Origin of the sequence: Microbacterium sp. UMB0228, from assembly GCF_002871415.1 — a bacterium.
GTDB lineage: Bacteria > Actinomycetota > Actinomycetes > Actinomycetales > Microbacteriaceae > Microbacterium.
This window is the reverse complement of record NZ_PNFU01000003.1, coordinates 280,823-296,915: the sequence shown is the minus strand read 5'-3', so window position 1 is coordinate 296,915 and position 16,093 is coordinate 280,823. Positions and strand designations below refer to the sequence as shown.

Genomic DNA, 16,093 nt, shown 5'->3' with positions numbered 1-16,093 from the left:
AGCGGCGCGATCACCGATATTACCCTGTCTCGCGCTCGCTCGCGAATCGAGGCTCTCTCACTCGCAACGCAGGCCGTCTTCCGGCACCACGTCGTCGAGGAGGAAGGCCTCCACCGCCTCGTCGACGCAGACGTTGCCCTTGTTGTAACCGGTGTGGCCCTCCCCCACGCGGGTGATGAGGACGCCCTCGGAGAGCTGGTCGGCGAGCGACTCCGACCACTCGTACGGGGTCGCCGGATCGTTGGTGGTACCGACGACGACGATGGGACCCGCGCCTTCCGCCGTGATCTTCTCGCGGGTGCCGGTGGGCGGATACGGCCACACCTCGCACGGGTCGGGGCCCGACCAGTACGGAGCGATGGTCGGCGCCCCCTCCGCGATCTTCTTCTCCGTGGCCGCCTCGGCCGCAGGGTCGTCCTCGACCGGGTAGTCCATACAGTTGTACGCGCGGAAGGCCTCGGTCGAGTTGTCGATGTAGGTGCCGTTCTCCCGGCCGTTGTAGAAGTCGGCGAGGCGGAAGGCCGTCGACGGGTCACCCTGCAGCGCCTCGTCCAGGGCCTGGGTGAGGATCTCCCAACTGTCCTCCGAGTACAGCGCCGCGATGATCGCCGTCATCAGGGCGTCGGCGCCCATGAACCGGCCGTCACCGTTCTTCAACGGCGTGCGGTCCGCACTCGCGAGCAGGGCGCCGAGATCGGCCATCGCCTCGTCGACCGTCCCGCTGAAGGGGCACGAGCCGGAGTCGAGGCAGTTCTGCATGTAGGCCCGCAGGGCCGACTCGAAGCCGAGCGCCTGCGTGGCACCGACCTCGAGACCGGGGACGGAGGGATCGATCGCCCCGTCGAGCACGAGCCGCCCGGCCTTCTCCGGGTAGAGCTTGGCGTAGGTCGCCCCGAGGAACGTGCCGTACGAGTACCCGAGGTAGTTGAGCTCCTTGTCGCCCAGGACGGCGCGGAGGAGATCCATGTCGCGGGCGGCGTTCACCGTCGTGATGTACGGGAGGATGCCCCCGCTATTGGCGTCGCACGCCTCTCCGAAGCCGCGCGCGGAATCGAGCAGCTCGGTCTCCCACTCCGGGGTGCCCCGCGGCGCGGAGGGGATGCCGTAGAGGTACTCGTCCATCTCCTTCGCGTCGTAGCAGGTGACGGCGGTGGAGGCGCCGACCCCGCGCGGGTCGAAGCCGATGACGTCGTAGTTCTCGATGAGCGCCGGACCCACCGCGTAGTCGAGGCTTCCCTGGATGAGGTCGACGCCGCTGGAACCGGGGCCACCGGGGTTCGTGAGCAGCGAGCCGATCGCCTCGCCCTCGGCGCGATGCCGCACGACGGCGAGCTCGATCTCTCCCGCTCCCGGGTCTTCCCAGTCGAGCGGCGCGGTGACGGTCGTGCAATCGAAGCCCGGACCGCACTCGGTCCAGTCCAGCTCCTGGGAGTAGAAGGGAAGCAGATTTTCCGCGACACCCTCGGTGTCCGGGGTCTTCTCCACGGCCGGCTTCGAGGACTGCTCCGGGATCATGGCGTAGAGGCACCCGGAGAGCACGACCGAGGCGGCGGCCAGACCGGCGATGAGCGCCGCGGAGCGACGGAGGCGGGGCAGGGATCGAGTCTTCACGGTTTCCTCCCGCTCGTGACGGTCACGAGCAAACTCTCGAGTGCGAGCAGCGGGGCGACGTTGCGCTCCAGCGCCTCTCGGGTCTCGGCCAGGTGGTCGAGCACGACGAGCGTACGCTCGACGCTCCAGGCGGCGGCGAGGGCGGCCAGCTCGGCGTGCAGCTCGCGATTGATGAGATCGTCACCGCGGCCGTACTGCAGCATCACGACATCGCGGAAGAGCGACTGCAGATCCGTGAGGACGCGGTCGATGCCGTCCCGCAGACTCCGCGTCGCCCGCTTCTTCTGTTCGTCCTCCAGCGCGGACACCTGGGCCCGCAGCGCCGGAGGCACGGCCTGCCCCTCGGCGACCCCGACGGTGCGCAGGAGCGCGGCACGTTCCGCCGCATCCCGCTCGGCCGTGAGTGCCTTGGCGTCTTCCGTCGCCGCCTGGATGATGCGCCCGGCGACCTCGACCGCGTCGTTGACCCCGCGCACGCCCATCACGGCGCGGAGCGTCTCGTCGCGGCGTCGCCGGGCGGCGTCGTCGGTGGCGAGTCGCTGGGCCATGCCGATGTGGCGCTGCGCGTGTCGGGCGGCCTGCTCGGCGACGGCCTCGTCCACCCCCGTGCGGAGGCTGATGAGGCGGGACACGTCCGCCACGTCGGGTTCGCGGAGTCGGAGCGACCGCACGCGTGACCGGATGGTCGGGAGGAGGTCGGCCTCACTCGGCGCGCAGAGGATCCAGACGGTCTGCTCCGGCGGCTCCTCCAGCGCCTTGAGCAGCACGTTCGAGGTGCGCTCCACCATCCGGTCGGCGTCTTCGACGACGATGACCCGATAGCGGCCGGCGGACGGGGCGAAGTAGGAGCGCTCGACGAGAGCGCGCGCCTCGGCGATGGTGATGATCACCTTGTCGGTGCGCAGCGCCGTCACATCGGGGTGGGCGCCGGCGAGGACCTGGCGCATCGTGGCCTCGTCGTCCGGCCCGTCTGCGATGAGCGCCGCGGCGAAGGCATAGGCGAGCGTCGAGCGTCCGGATCCCGGAGGGCCCGTGATCAACCAGGCGTGCGAGAGCGCGGCCGGATCGGCCGAGGCGGCGCGCAACGTCTCGACGGCGGCCTCCTGCCCCCAGACATCGGCCCAGGGAAACGGCGGGGCGAGGGTCGAGGGCATGCACTCAGCCTAATCGGGACCGCCGACGCTCCCACCACCCGCTGACGGACCGTGCGTCCCGTCGGACGAAGCCCTCTCTGTGGAGGATCAGTCGAAGAGCGCCGAGACGCGGGCGCGGATGCGGTCGGCGATGCGCTCGGGCGACGCCGCGGCGTCGATCACGAGGAACCGGGCAGGCTCCGCACGGGCCAGTTCGAGGTAGGCGTCGCGCACGCGGGCGTGGAAGGCCTCCTTCTCGGCCTCCAGCCGATCGAACGGCTTGTCCGCCGAGTCGAGGCGCGTGCGCGCCGTGGCCGGATCGAGATCGAGGAGCACGGTGAGATCCGGAAGAGCACCCTCCGCGGCCCACAGCGACAGGTCGCGGATCTCCGTGGCGTCGAGGACGCGTCCGGCGCCCTGATACGCCACCGAGGAGTCGAGGTAGCGGTCCTGCAGCACGATCTCGCCGCGGGCGAGCGCGGGACGCACCACCGTCGCGACGTGGTGCGCGCGGTCGGCGGCGTAGAGCAGCGCCTCCGCGCGCGGCGCGATGTCGCCGCGGTGGTGGAGCACGATGTCGCGGATGAGCTGTCCGACCTCGGAGCCGCCCGGCTCCCGGGTGCGCACGACCGTCCGACCGCTCTGCTCGAGCCACGTGGCGAGGAGGTTCGACTGGGTCGTCTTCCCGGAGCCGTCCCCGCCCTCCAGCGTGATCCAGAGGCCGGGGCCTGCGGTCACGAGTCCGCCTTCTCTGCCGCCTTCGCCGCCGCGTTCGCGGCCCGGGTCGCCGCCGCCTTCTTGGCCGCCGCCGAGCGGGCTGCCGACGTGGCCGACGTCTTCGCCGCCGTGGACTTCTTCGCCGTGGAGGCCTTCGCCGGCGTCTTCTTGGCGGGCGCCTTCTTCGCGGGAGCCTTCTTGGCCGGAGCCTTCTTCGCCGCTCCCCGCTTGGGCGCCGGACCCTTGGCGCGCTTGTCCGCGAGCATCTGCACGGCGATCTCGAACGTGATGTCGTCCGGGGTCTGTCCGCGCGGGATGGTGACGTTCGTCTCACCGTCGGTGACGTACGGTCCGAAGCGGCCATCGCGCACACGGATGGGCTTGCCGCTCACCGGGTCGGCGTCGAACTCCGCCAGCGCGCTCGACGCCCGGCGGGCGCCGTACTTGGGCTGCTGGTAGATCTCCAGCGCCTGTTCCAGCGTGACGTCGAAGATCTGCGACTCGCTCTCCAGCGACCGGGAGTCGGCACCCTTCTTCAGGTAGGGACCGAAGCGGCCGTTCTGCGCGGTGATCTCGTCGCCCGACTCCGGGTCGACGCCGACCACGCGCGGCAGGCTCAACAGCTGCAGCGCGGTGTCGAGGTCGATCGTGTCGACCGACATCGAGCGGAACAGCGAGGCGGTGCGGGGCTTGGGCGCCGCTTCCTTCTTCGCGCCGCGCTTCCCCTTCGCGCTGGGTGCCTGAGCCTGCCGAAGGTCGACGACCTCGCCGGTGGCCTCGTCGACGACGGCGTCGTCGGAGACCGGATCGTTCTCCTGCACGTAGGGGCCGAAGCGGCCGTCCTTGACGACGACGACCTTGCCGTTCTCCGGGTTCACCCCGAGGACACGATCGCCGGCGACCGGCGCGTCGATGAGCTCCTGGGCCTTCTCCGCCGTGAGCTCGTCGGGCGCGAGGTCTTCGGGGACGTTGACGATGCGCGGCTTGGCCTCCGGATCCTTCGGGTCCGTCACCTCGAGGTAGGGGCCGTACTTGCCGAAGCGCAGCGTCGCGGTGTCGGTGATCCGCGTCGAGTTCAGCGCGCGGGCATCGATCTCGCCGAGGTTGTCGACGACCTGGCGCAGACCCACGTGCGAGTCGGACCCGAAGTAGAACGACTTCAGCCATTCCACACGGTTCTGCTCGCCGCGGGCGATGGTGTCGAGGTCGTCCTCCAGCGCCGCGGTGAAGTCGTAGTCGACGAGCTCGGCGAAGTGCTCCTCGAGCAGGCGCACCACGCTGAACGCGAGCCACGTCGGCACGAGTGCCTGGCCGCGCTTGACCGCGTACCCGCGATCGAGGATGGTCTCCGGGATCGTGGCGAAGGTCGAGGGACGGCCGATGCCCTTCTCCTCGAGCACCTTCACCAGCGAGGCCTCGGTGTAGCGCGGCTTCGGCGTGGTGCGGTGACCCTTCGCCTCGGCGGCGGACACGGCCAGCTCGTCGCCGACGGAGACGGCGGGCAGGGACTGGTTCTCCGCGGCGTCGGCGTCGCTGCGCTTCTCGTCGCGACCCTCCTCGTACGCCTCGAGGAACCCCTTGAACGTGTAGACCGTACCGGAGGCGGTGAACTCCGCCGTCTGGCCGTCCGCCTCGACCGCGATGGTGACGGTCGTCGTCTCGTATTTGGCGTCCGACATCTGGCTCGCGACGGTGCGCTTCCAGATCAGGTCGTACAGCCGCTGCTCCTCGCGGTCGAGCTCGCCGGACAGCGAGGACGGCGTGCGGAAGTTCTCCCCCGAGGGGCGGATCGCCTCGTGCGCCTCCTGGGCGTTCTTGCTCTTCGACTTGTAGACGCGCGGCTTGAGCGGCACCGCGTTGTCGCCGTAGAGAGCCACGGCCTGACTCCGGGCCGCCTGCACCGCCTGGGAGCTCAGCGCCGTGGAGTCGGTACGCATATAGGTGATGTACCCCTTCTCGTAGAGGCGCTGGGCGACGCTCATCGCCTGCTTCGCGCTCATCGAGAGCTTGCGGCCCGCCTCCTGCTGCATGGTGGAGGTCGTGAAGGGTGCGTAGGGGCTGCGGGTTCCCGGCTTGGCCTCGACCTTGGTGACGGTTCCCGCCCCTGCGGCGTCGACGGCGCGCGCAAGGGCCGCCGCCTTCGCCTCGTCGAGGACCACGACCGCCTTCTTGAGCTTCCCGGTGTCGTCGAAGTCGGAGCCGCGGGCGAGCTGGCCGCCGTCCACGCGCACCAGGCGGATGCGGAAGGACGTGCCGGTCGCGGCCGCGTCGGCGTCGACGTCCCAGTACTCCGCGGAGACGAAGGCCATGCGCTCGCGCTCGCGGTCGACGATCAGACGGGTCGCGGCGGACTGCACGCGGCCGGCCGAGATCCCCGTCTTGACCTTGTACCAGAGCACCGGCGAGACGTCCCAGCCGTAGAGGCGGTCGAGGATGCGGCGGGTCTCCTGCGCATCGACGAGGGCGTGGTCGAGTTCACGGGTGTTGCCGACAGCGGCCTGGATCGCATCCTTGGTGATCTCGTGGAAGACCATGCGCTTGACCGGCACCTTGGGCTTGAGCGTCTCCAGCAGGTGCCAGGCGATGGCCTCGCCCTCGCGGTCCTCATCAGTGGCGAGCAGGACCTCGTCGGCGTGCTTGAGCGCGCGCTTGAGCTCGGCGACCGTCTTGGTCTTGCGGTCCGACACCACGTAGTAGGGGTCGAAGCCATTGTCGATGTCGATGGAGTACTTGCCGTACGCCTTCTTGTCCTCGGCCGGGATGTCCTTCTTGTCGGCGAGATCGCGGATGTGGCCGACGGAGCTGAGCACCTCGTAACCGTCGCCGAGGTATCCCTGAATAGACCGCATCTTCGTCGGGGACTCGACGATGACGAGCTTCTTGCCTTCAGCCAAGGGGCGTCCTTTCTTCGAAGCACACCATACACACCGCTATCAGGGGTCGTTCACAGCGGGCGAGGGGTAGAGCCGCCGTCATGGTTCCTCGGGTGGCCCGGCACGAGCGCGGGAGACGGCAGCGAGTCCAGCGTACGCCGCCTCCACCGACACGGTCGCCACATACCCTTCCAGCGAACAGCTCGTCAGGGCCGCCCCGCTCGCCGCGGCGACCCTGGCGGCCAACGCGCAGGGCTCGTCCGCCGTCGGCACCGCGCCGCTCGCGGCATCGGCGGCGGCGAGCGCGGCGGCGTCGGCGGCGCCCGCCGCACGCTGTGCCGTGACCGCCGCACCGCCCACGGCCGCAAGACCGACGGACAGCGTGGCGCTCACCACGAGGAGCGCGGCTGCGAGCGCCGACCCGGCCATCAGCGGCCCCCGTCCAGGGCGCAGCTCGAGGCGCGCAGCGGGACGCTGATGACCGCTCCGAGGGAGAACCGGAGCGTCGCCGTGGCGCACACGAGGTCGCCGGCAGGGGCGAAGGCGGCACCGGCGCCCGGGATCGCCTCGTGGACGACCCGGGCAGCCGCCGCCGCGTCCTCGCCACGGCCGAGCAGCCGGGCGGCGTCGGCGGCAGCATCCTGCAGCGCGACCTGCCGCGACGCCGCCAGGAGAGCTCCCGCCCCCAGCAGCAGCACCAGCACGATGGCCGGTAGTGCCAGGGCGAGCTCTGCCGCGACGGCACCGCGGTCGCCCCGCCACCACGACGGGGCCGCGGTCGCGCGAGTGTCGTGTCCGCCGTGCGTCATGACACGGTCAGGGCTCGACGGACGAGACCGGTGAGGATGCCCCGCACCTCGTCCGAGCGCATGATCGCCACGAGCAGACCGGCGAAGGCGACCGCGGCCATGGTGGTGATGGCGTATTCGGCGGTCGCTGCGCCGGTGTCGTCTCCGAAGAGGGCCCTGGCGCGGCGCCGGTCCAGGGTGGGGAGCGTGTCGTTCATCTTCGTACCTCTTTCTTTGTCGGTGATCACGGAAGGGTCAGGTCGGCAGCGGCGTGGAGGCGAGCACACTGAGCAGGAGGGGCGCCACACCGAGCAGGAGGAACGCCGGCAGCGTGCAGACGCCGAGCGGAAGCAGCAGGCGCGTGGAGAGGCGCGCAGCGCGGAGACGCCCCTGGACCCTGGCGCGATGCCGGTCCTGCGCCGCCGCCGCGCGGAGCAGCTCCACGGCGGGGACGCCGGCCGCGCGGGAGAGCTCGAGCACCTGGCCGACGCGGTCGCGCTCGGCGGGGTCGACGACGCCGGTCTCGGTGACGAGCGCGACCGCGCGGTCGATCGGTGCGCCGCCGGCGAGCGCCACCGCGACGAGTTCCGCGGCCATGCCCGGCGTGCCCGGCGCTGGGCGAGCTCGGCGCAGCAGCCACCGTGTCCAGAGCCGAGCGGCCGCGACCAGCAGCAGCCCCGCGACGACGCACCCGGCCCCGAGAGGAGTGCCGAGAGCGGCGCCCAGGGTGTCGAATCCCAGCGCGACGCCGAGCAGCAGACCCGCCAGCGGCATCCACAGCAGCAGGCGCGCCGTCCCCGCAGGCTCGGCGAGAGCCACTCGGACATCGTCGGCCGCCGACGCGGCATCGCGCAGCGCCTCGGCGATGGTGCGGAGCACGTCGGCCAGCGGCGCTCCCACCGTCGTGGCGACATCCCAGGCCGCCGCCAGCTCCGTCCACATGCCGCCCTGCGCCTCGATCGCGGAGACCAGCGGCATGCCCTCGCGCGTTCGTTCGAGCACCGCCGTCGCGGCGGGGTCTCCCGTGCCCGCGAGGTGCCGCCAAGCGACCAGGGGGATGGCCCCGGCCTGCAGGAGCACGGCGAGCGTCTGGACGGAATCGGCGACGTGCGGACCGGCATCCGGCACCGGACGCGCCGCCCGGAGCGTCACCACGGCTCGACCTCCTCGACCGTCAGACGGTCGCCCTCGAGCGCGAGACGGCCGGCCTTCGCGATGCGTCGGACGCCATCCCGAGCCCGCTCCAGGTGCAGCACGATGGTGAAGGCACTCACCGCCTGACGCGCGAGGGCCACCGCGTCCATGCCGGCAAGCGCTCCCAGAGCCTCCAACCGCGCGGGGACGTCGGCCAGGCCACTGGCGTGCAGAGTGCCGGCGCCGCCGTCGTGCCCGGTGTTGAGCGCGGTGAGCAGCTCCCGCACCTCCACTCCTCGGCATTCGCCCACCACGAGGCGGTCGGGCCGCATGCGTAGGGACTCCCGTACCAGCCGTGCCAGATCGATCTCACCGGCGCCTTCGAGGTTGGCCTGCCGGGCCTCCAGAGCGACATGGTGCGGGTGTCCGGGCCGCAGCTCCGCGACGTCTTCGATCGTGACGATGCGCTCCTCGGGCGGGACCTCCGACAGCAGGGCCGACAGCAGCGTCGTCTTGCCGGAGCCCGTGCCCCCGGTGAGGAGGAGGTTGGCCCGGTCGCGGACGAGCGCGCCGAGCCATCGCCGCTGCCGCGGATCGAACGCTCCGCGCGCTGCGAGCGCATCGAGGTCGGCGGCATGCACGCGAGGGACGCGGATCGACACGGCTGTGCCTCGCGCCGACACCGGAGCCAGCGCGGCGTGCACCCGGACCCCGGACCCGAGGCGGACGTCGACGCACGGCGTCTGATCGTCGAGGTGTCGCCCGCCGATCGCGACGAGCGCCACGGCGAGCTCCCGGACCTCCCGCTCCGTCGCCCGCCAGTCCGGCACACGTACCGCGCCCCTCCCCCTGTCCACGAACAGCGCATCCGCGCCGTTCAGGAACACGTCCGTGACCTCGTCGTCGAGGAACGGCGCGAGCGGGGCGAAAGCCGGCTCGGTCCGGAGAGCCTCCTGCGGCGAGCGTGGCGCCGCGTGCGTCTCGGACGAGCGCGGCTGGATGACGAATCGGTCAGGCATACGGCGACGGTAGGCCGCAGGACGCCGGCCTCGACCGCGCGGTGCCCGCGCTCCCGCGGCGCGTGTGCACAAGCCGGCACCGTCTTCCGCTGTGGAGGAGCCGATCGCGAGCGAGCGCGGACGGGAACGCTCCCATGAGAAAGGGCGGCATCTCACGGGGGGAATGAGATGCCGCCCACGGCGGCTCTCGATCGGGGGAATCGGGCACGCCAAGGCCGGAATGAGATTTCGGCTGCCGTCGAGTGTACGCAAGGCGACCGTCCTCACAAAACCCACCCGACTACCGACTTTCGGCAGTATTCGACGGTGGAGGGCGGGGATAGATTCACCCTGACCTGGTCGCACTCCCCCTGCGGCCATGCCTGCACGACCCGAACGCCGCAAAGGAGCGCCTGCCGATGAGCAGTCAGATCGATCACCTTCTCGACGAGACCCGGCGCTTCGCGCCGTCGGAGGAGTTCGCCGCCCGATCCGTCGCCTCGAAAGAGCTCTACGAGCGCGCCGCTGCGGATCGCGAGGGCTTCTGGGCCGATCAGTCGCGCGAGCTCGTGCACTGGCACAAGCCCTTCACCCAGGTCCTCGACTGGAGCAACCCGCCCTTCGCCAAGTGGTTCGACGACGGCGAGCTCAACGTGGCCTACAACTGCCTCGACCGCCACGTCGAGGCCGGCAACGGCGACCGCGTCGCGCTCTTCTGGGAGGGCGAGCCCGGCGACAGCCGCCGCATCACCTACGCCGAGCTGACGGACGAGGTCAAGCGCGTCGCGAACGTGCTCGAGGGGCTCGGCATCGGGCAGGGCGACCGCGTCGCGATCTATCTGCCGATGATCCCCGAGGCGATCGCCGCCATGCTCGCGGTGGCGCGCGTGGGTGCCATCCACTCGGTCGTCTTCGGCGGGTTCAGCGCGGACAGCCTGCGTTCCCGGATCGACGACGCCGGCGCCAAGCTCGTCATCACCGCGGACGGCGGCTACCGCAAGGGCCGCGTCTCCGCGCTGAAGCCCGCGGTGGACCAGGCGCTGGCCGACCGCGGCGAGGGCGAGCAGCAGACCGTCGAGCACGTGCTCGTGGTCAAGCGCGGCGAGAACGAGGTGGAGTGGACGGAGGGCCGCGACCTCTGGTGGCACGACGTCGTCCCCGCGGCCTCGGCCGACCACACGGCGCAGGCGTTCCCCGCCGAGAACCCCCTCTTCATCCTGTACACCTCGGGCACGACGGGGAAGCCGAAGGGGATCCTGCACACCTCCGGCGGCTACCTCACCCAGGCGGCGTACTCGCACAAGAACGTCTTCGACCTGAAGCCGGAGACCGACGTCTACTGGTGCACCGCCGACATCGGCTGGATCACCGGACACAGCTACGTCACCTACGGCCCGCTCGCGAACGGCGCGACCCAGGTGCTCTACGAAGGCACCCCGGACACCCCGCACCCCGGCCGCTGGTGGGAGCTCATCGAGAAGTACAAGGTCTCGATCTTCTACACGGCGCCGACCGCGATCCGCTCGTTCATGAAGATCGGTCGCAGCGTCCCGCAGAAGTTCGACCTGTCCTCGCTGCGCGTGCTCGGCTCGGTGGGCGAGCCCATCAACCCCGAGGCGTGGATGTGGTACCGCGAGGTCATCGGCGCGGGCACGACGCCTATCGTCGACACGTGGTGGCAGACCGAGACCGGCGCGATCATGGTGTCGGCACTCCCCGGCATCACCGCGACGAAGCCCGGCTCCGCCCAGGTGCCGCTGCCCGGCATCTCGATCGACGTGGTGGACGAGCAGGGCGTCGAGGTCGGCAACGGCAACGGCGGGCTCCTCGTGATCACCGAACCCTGGCCGAGCATGCTGCGCGGCATCTGGGGCGACCCGGAGCGCTTCCGCGAGACGTACTGGGAGAAGTTCGAGAAGCAGGGCTACTACTTCGCCGGCGACGGCGCGCGGCTCGACGAGGACGGCGACCTCTGGCTGCTCGGACGCGTCGACGACGTGATGAACGTCTCGGGTCACCGGTTGTCGACCGCGGAGATCGAGTCCTCCCTCGTCGCGCACGAGGCCACCGCGGAGGCCGCCGTCGTCGGCGCCTCGGACGAGACCACGGGTCAGGCGGTCGTCGCGTTCGTGATCATCAAGGAGAGCTACCTCTCCGCGCACGACCCGGCGGGACTCGCGCAGCAGCTGCGACTCTGGGTGGGCGAGCAGATCGGCGCGATCGCCCGTCCGCGTGACGTCTACATCGTCGGCGAGCTGCCGAAGACCCGCTCCGGGAAGATCATGCGGCGACTGCTCCGCGACGTGGCCGAGGGTCGCGAGGTCGGCGACACGACGACGCTCGCGGACACCGCCGTGATGAGCATCATCTCCGCCCAGGTCAAGTAACGCGAGACCCCGGGTTCACGTCGAGACCCCCTGCTGCAGACGTCTGCAGCAGGGGGTCTCGTCGTGTGCCCGGGGTCTCGGCGAGCCGGGCGCGGGAACTACGCGAGGCGGAACGTGACCTCGACCTCGACGGGGCTGCCGAGCGGGAGCTCCGCGACGCCGACGGCGGCACGCGCGTGCCGGCCCTCCTCGCCGAAGATCTCGCCGAGCACCTCGCTCGCGCCGTTGATGACGCCGGGCTGTCCGGTGAAGCCCTCCGCCGAGCCGACGAACCCGCCGACGCGGACCACCCCGGCGATGCGGTCGACACCGCCCGCGACGTCGGCGGCAGCGGCCAGCGCGTTCAGAGCGCACGTCCGCGCGTAGGCCTTCGCGTCTTCGGCGGACACCTCCGCGCCGACCTTGCCCGTCGCGGGGAGGGCGCCGTCGACGAACGGGAGCTGGCCCGACGTGTAGACGAGGCCGCCGTGCACGACGGCCGGCACGTAGGCGGCGACCGGAGCGGCGACGGCGGGCAGCTCGATGCCGAGCTCGGAGAGGCGGGCGGCGATGCTCATGCCTGGCCTCCCTCGAACTGGCGCGAGGCCTCGGCGGCGGCGGCGAGACCGGCGTTGGTCGAGCCGTCCGTGGTCACGGGGCGCTTGAAGTAGGCGACCAGACCGCCTTCGGGGCCCTGCACCACCTGGACGAGCTCCCAGCCCTGCTTGCCCCAGTTGTTGAGGATGGCCGCGGTGTTGTGGATCAGCAGCGGCGTGGTGAGGTACTCCCACGTGGTCATGGCACTCCTGTCGATCAGGGCGCGTCCAGGGCAGACCGGGCCGCGCTCGTCAAAGCCGGTATTCAGGGAACTCCCCTACGATCAAGCGTATGCCCCAAAAGAACCGCACGGTGAAGGGCGTGCTCGGCGGTCTCGTCGGGCTCGTCGGACTGAGCGCCATCGCCGGTCTGCTGGTCACCGCCAGCGTCACCCCCGTCCTCGCGATGACCGGCGTCGCCGGCACCACGGCGCTGACGATCTTCGATGAGCTGCCCGAGGTGCTGAAGGTCGACACTCCCATGGAGCAGTCGACGATCTACGCCACGAACCCGGAGGGCCAGCCGGTCGTGCTGGCATCGTTCTACGAGCAGAACCGCGTCCCGGTGAAGTACGAGGAAGTCTCGCCGATCCTCTACGACGCGATCCTCTCCAGCGAGGACAAGAACTTCTACACACACGGCGGGGTCAACCTCGGTGCGACCGTCAAGGCGCTCGTCGACAACGTGCGCGGCACGTCCAGCCGCGGGGCGTCGACCATCAGCCAGCAGTTCGTGAAGAACGTCCGCATCCAGCAGTGCGAGCAGGACGTCGACACGGCCTCCGACACGTACTCGGACGAGCTGCAGCAGTGCTGGCAGGACGCGACGAACGCGTCCGGGGTGGATGGCATCGAGCGCAAGCTCCAGGAGATGCGCTACGCCATCCAGATCGAGAAGGACTACTCGAAGAACGACATCCTGCTCGGCTACCTGAACATCGCGAACTTCGGCGGCACCGTCTACGGCATCGAGGCCGCCGCCCGGTACTACTTCTCCACGACGGCCGCGAACCTCACGGTCGCGCAGGCCGCGACCCTCGCCGGCATCGTGCAGAACCCCAACACCTATCGGATCGACAAGCCGGAGGGCACGTACACGCAGGACGGTGTGTCGCACAACTCCGCCGCCGACGGCTACAAGGACGCCAAGGACCGGCGCGACTACGTTCTCGGGCGCATGCTGGACGACAAGAAGATCACGCAGGCGCAGCACGACGAGGCCATGGCATCGGCGATCGAGCCGGCCATCACCGTGCCCGTCCAGGGCTGCGCGGCAGCGGGACGCAACGCGTACTTCTGCCAGTACGTGAAGTCCATCGTCGAGAACGATGAGGCCTTCGGCGCGGACATCCAGGAGCGTCGTGACCTGCTCCGCCGCGGCGGCCTGAAGATCTACACGTCGCTGGACTTCCGTGTGCAGGACCCGGCAGCCGAGGCGATGGCCGACATCGTCCCCGCGAACTTCGACAACAAGTACTTCGGTGCCGCCGGGGTCTCGATCGAAGTCGGCACCGGCCGAATCCTCTCCATCACGCAGAACACGATGTTCTCCGAGACGCCCACCACCGACCAGGCGTATTCCTCCCTCGTCTTCGCCGGCGACCAGAAGTACGGCAAGTCCGGCGGCTTCCAGGTGGGCTCTACCTACAAGCTGTTCACCCTCATCGACTGGCTCGAGAAGGGGCACTCCGTGCGGGAGAACCTGAACGGCACCGTGCAGACGAACCTGAAGATCCCGGTGTGCGGCAGCCCGCAGGTGACGAACACCGCGGAGATCGGCAACTTCGGGCGCAGCCGCGGGTACCCGGGCACTCCCATGACGTTCACGGCCCAGTCTCTCAACAGCGGCTATTTCGCCATGGCGTCCAAGCTCGACGTCTGCGACATCAACGAGGTGGCGGACAAGATGGGAGTGACGCTCGCCAGCGGCGAGAAGGTCACGGAGGAGAACGTCCCCTACGACGTGCTCGGCCCGAAGAACATCTCTCCGATCGCGATGGCCAACGCCTATGCGACCGTGGCGAGTGGCGGGACGTACTGCACGCCGCGCGCGATCGACAAGGTGATCGACGCCGAGGGCAAGGAGCGCGAGCTTCCCAAGGCCTCCTGCACCGAAGGCGTGCTCGCGGAGGAGGTCGCGGCGACCGCGGCCTATGCTCTGCAGGGCGTCATGACGTCGGGCGGCACCGGCGCGGTGGCCAACCCGTTCGACGGCACCCCGCTGATCGGCAAGACCGGAACGCACGACCTGTGGTCGACCATGATGATCGAGTCCAGCACCAAGGTCGCCACTGCGGTCTGGGCGGGTCGCTCCAACGGAAACCACGACAACGTCTTCAACGTCTGGACGGGTAACCATCGTCTGAACGAGGTCCGTTATCCGCTGGCGAAGGCGGCGCAGCGCGCCGCCAACCAGGCGTACGGTGGAGACGACTTCCCGCGGCCGGACAACAACCTCATCCGTCAGGTGCAGGTCTCGGTGCCGAGCGTGATCGGGCAGACGATCGAAGAGGCCACCGCTACCCTCGAGCGCGCCGGGTTCACGGCGTCGGTGGGTCAGCCCGTCGACAGCGACAAGCCGACGAACATCATCGCGGCGCAGGATCCGTCCGGGCAGGCCGCGGCGGGCTCCACGATCACGATCTCGCCGAGCAACGGGAACGGGGTGACGGTTCCCGATGTCACCGGACAGTCGCCGACGGCGGCGAATGCCGCACTCATCGCAGCCGGCTTCACCACGGTCGAACGCGCCGGCTCGTGCAACGCGGAGGGAGCGACCGTGACGGCCACAGACCCGGCGGCGAACTCTGCGGCCACGAAGTCCACACCGGTCAGAGTGACGTGCAACTAGACGGATATCGCGCGGCACACCCGGCCCTCATCGCGCTCGGCGCGGTGGGGGCCGTCGGTGCGGCCGCCGCGGTGTGGGGCATCGGGATCGAGCGCTACCTGTTCACCGTGCGGGAGGTGACGGCTGAGGCCCTTCCCGCCGAGGCGGCGCCGCTGCGGATCCTGCACCTCTCCGACGCGCACATGGCGCCGTGGCAGCATCGGAAGCAGGACTGGCTCGCCTCGCTCGCCGAGCTTCAGCCCGACCTCATCGTCAACACCGGCGACAATCTCGGTCATGAGGACGGGCTGCAGGGAATCCGGCGCGCCTTCGCTCCCCTGGCGGGCATCCCCGGTGTGTTCGTGCACGGGTCCAACGACGTCAACGTGCCCACGCCGCGCAATCCGCTGCGCTACTTCGCGGGCCCGTCTCGGAAGATCCGACAGCCGGCGCTGCTCGACACCGCCGCGATGGACGACTACTTCATGGACGAGCTCGGCTGGACCGATCTGAACAACACCGCGGCGCGGCTGACCGTCCGCGGAGCGTCCGTCGATCTGTTCGGCGTGAACGACGCGCATCGCGACTGGGATCGCCTGGATCTGCTCCCCGACGCCCTGGCCGCCCTCGGCCCTCGCCCGGACGGTGCTCCCGTGCTGGGGGTGACGCACGCCCCCTATCAGCGGGTGCTCAACGGCTTCGTCGACCTCGGCGCGGACGCGATCCTCGGCGGACACACGCACGGGGGCCAGGTATGCCTGCCGGGGTACGGCGCGCTGGTCGCCAACTGCGACATCCCCCTCAAGCAGGCCAAAGGGCTGAGTACCTGGACGCACGACGGGCGTTCGGCGCCGCTGAACGTGAGCGCCGGCTGCGGACACTCGATCTACGCCCCCGTGCGCTTCGCGTGCCGCCCCGAGGCGACGTTGCTCACCCTGACACCGCGCGCCTGAGCAGGCCGAAGATACGGGTACGGATCCCCGTGCCGACGGCTCCCGCACGGCGCGCCACGCGGATGTGCGTGCTCGATTCGGTGCTGGAGGCATT

14 protein-coding genes are annotated in these 16,093 nt (G+C 70.4%); 3 read left to right on the top strand and 11 right to left on the bottom strand.

All coding sequences use genetic code 11. The features are described 5' to 3' along the window. Nucleotides 1-57: 57 nt before the first annotated feature. From CJ226_RS08735 to CJ226_RS08695, 9 genes are all read right to left on the bottom strand, one after another. Nucleotides 58-1,611, bottom strand: a complete 1,554-nt coding sequence (locus CJ226_RS08735) for an alpha/beta hydrolase (protein ID WP_102208922.1) — start codon at nucleotides 1,609-1,611, stop codon at nucleotides 58-60. Further along, on the bottom strand, nucleotides 1,608-2,765 hold the full coding sequence (locus CJ226_RS08730) for a DNA polymerase III subunit delta' (RefSeq protein WP_102208921.1): 1,158 nt from the start codon (nucleotides 2,763-2,765) through the stop codon (nucleotides 1,608-1,610). Before CJ226_RS08730 ends, CJ226_RS08735 begins: the two co-directional genes overlap by 4 nt. A gap of 87 nt (nucleotides 2,766-2,852) precedes the next feature. Next, nucleotides 2,853-3,482, bottom strand: a complete 630-nt coding sequence (gene tmk / locus CJ226_RS08725; protein WP_025104276.1) for a dTMP kinase — start codon at nucleotides 3,480-3,482, stop codon at nucleotides 2,853-2,855. After that, the gene (topA, locus tag CJ226_RS08720) at nucleotides 3,479-6,355 is read right to left on the bottom strand and encodes a type I DNA topoisomerase (protein ID WP_102208920.1); all 2,877 of its coding nucleotides are present in this window, start codon (nucleotides 6,353-6,355) and stop codon (nucleotides 3,479-3,481) included. Before topA ends, tmk begins: the two co-directional genes overlap by 4 nt. Before the next feature lie 78 nt (nucleotides 6,356-6,433). Beyond that, on the bottom strand, nucleotides 6,434-6,763 hold the full coding sequence (locus CJ226_RS08715; RefSeq protein WP_025104274.1) for an Rv3654c family TadE-like protein: 330 nt from the start codon (nucleotides 6,761-6,763) through the stop codon (nucleotides 6,434-6,436). Further along, entirely contained in the window at nucleotides 6,763-7,143 is a 381-nt protein-coding gene (locus CJ226_RS08710; RefSeq protein WP_062636257.1) for a TadE family type IV pilus minor pilin, read from the bottom strand. The genes CJ226_RS08715 and CJ226_RS08710 overlap by 1 nt, the downstream gene beginning before the upstream one ends. Beyond that, nucleotides 7,140-7,340: a DUF4244 domain-containing protein gene (locus tag CJ226_RS08705; RefSeq protein WP_025104272.1), complete on the bottom strand. Its 201-nt coding sequence runs from the start codon at nucleotides 7,338-7,340 to the stop codon at nucleotides 7,140-7,142. Before CJ226_RS08705 ends, CJ226_RS08710 begins: the two co-directional genes overlap by 4 nt. A 37-nt stretch (nucleotides 7,341-7,377) precedes the next feature. Further along, nucleotides 7,378-8,277 (bottom strand): type II secretion system F family protein, encoded by a 900-nt coding sequence (locus CJ226_RS08700; protein ID WP_102208919.1) that lies wholly within the window; start codon nucleotides 8,275-8,277, stop codon nucleotides 7,378-7,380. Continuing rightward, nucleotides 8,271-9,275: a TadA family conjugal transfer-associated ATPase gene (locus CJ226_RS08695; protein WP_102208918.1), complete on the bottom strand. Its 1,005-nt coding sequence runs from the start codon at nucleotides 9,273-9,275 to the stop codon at nucleotides 8,271-8,273. Before CJ226_RS08695 ends, CJ226_RS08700 begins: the two co-directional genes overlap by 7 nt. Nucleotides 9,276-9,673: 398 nt before the next feature. Between CJ226_RS08695 and acs the strand changes: the two genes are divergently transcribed. After that, nucleotides 9,674-11,641, top strand: coding sequence for an acetate--CoA ligase (gene acs, locus CJ226_RS08690; protein WP_062636222.1), 1,968 nt, complete (start codon nucleotides 9,674-9,676; stop codon nucleotides 11,639-11,641). 98 nt (nucleotides 11,642-11,739) lie between these two features. Here acs and CJ226_RS08685 read toward each other — a convergent pair whose 3' ends face one another. After that, complete coding sequence (locus tag CJ226_RS08685; RefSeq protein ID WP_025104268.1) at nucleotides 11,740-12,198, bottom strand: RidA family protein; 459 nt, start codon at nucleotides 12,196-12,198, stop codon at nucleotides 11,740-11,742. Beyond that, nucleotides 12,195-12,419, bottom strand: coding sequence for a hypothetical protein (locus tag CJ226_RS08680; protein ID WP_025104267.1), 225 nt, complete (start codon nucleotides 12,417-12,419; stop codon nucleotides 12,195-12,197). Before CJ226_RS08680 ends, CJ226_RS08685 begins: the two co-directional genes overlap by 4 nt. An 89-nt stretch (nucleotides 12,420-12,508) precedes the next feature. Here CJ226_RS08680 and CJ226_RS08675 point away from each other — a divergent pair, with 89 nt between their 5' ends. Further along, a complete protein-coding gene (locus CJ226_RS08675) occupies nucleotides 12,509-15,067 on the top strand; it encodes a transglycosylase domain-containing protein (RefSeq protein ID WP_062636219.1) in 2,559 nt (852 codons plus the stop codon). Then, on the top strand, nucleotides 15,058-15,999 hold the full coding sequence (locus CJ226_RS08670) for a metallophosphoesterase (RefSeq protein ID WP_102208917.1): 942 nt from the start codon (nucleotides 15,058-15,060) through the stop codon (nucleotides 15,997-15,999). The genes CJ226_RS08675 and CJ226_RS08670 overlap by 10 nt, the downstream gene beginning before the upstream one ends. The last annotated feature ends 94 nt before the right edge of the window (nucleotides 16,000-16,093 follow it).

Coding starts and splice junctions, on each gene's coding strand:
- CJ226_RS08685 (WP_025104268.1), bottom strand. CDS start 12,198: ATGAGCATCGCCGCCCGCCTCTCCGAGCTCGGCATCGAGCTGCCCGCC.
- acs (WP_062636222.1), top strand. CDS start 9,674: ATGAGCAGTCAGATCGATCACCTTCTCGACGAGACCCGGCGCTTCGCG.
- CJ226_RS08680 (WP_025104267.1), bottom strand. CDS start 12,419: ATGACCACGTGGGAGTACCTCACCACGCCGCTGCTGATCCACAACACC.
- CJ226_RS08730 (WP_102208921.1), bottom strand. CDS start 2,765: ATGCCCTCGACCCTCGCCCCGCCGTTTCCCTGGGCCGATGTCTGGGGG.
- CJ226_RS08705 (WP_025104272.1), bottom strand. CDS start 7,340: ATGAACGACACGCTCCCCACCCTGGACCGGCGCCGCGCCAGGGCCCTC.
- CJ226_RS08715 (WP_025104274.1), bottom strand. CDS start 6,763: ATGGCCGGGTCGGCGCTCGCAGCCGCGCTCCTCGTGGTGAGCGCCACG.
- CJ226_RS08675 (WP_062636219.1), top strand. CDS start 12,509: ATGCCCCAAAAGAACCGCACGGTGAAGGGCGTGCTCGGCGGTCTCGTC.
- CJ226_RS08710 (WP_062636257.1), bottom strand. CDS start 7,143: ATGACGCACGGCGGACACGACACTCGCGCGACCGCGGCCCCGTCGTGG.
- CJ226_RS08695 (WP_102208918.1), bottom strand. CDS start 9,275: ATGCCTGACCGATTCGTCATCCAGCCGCGCTCGTCCGAGACGCACGCG.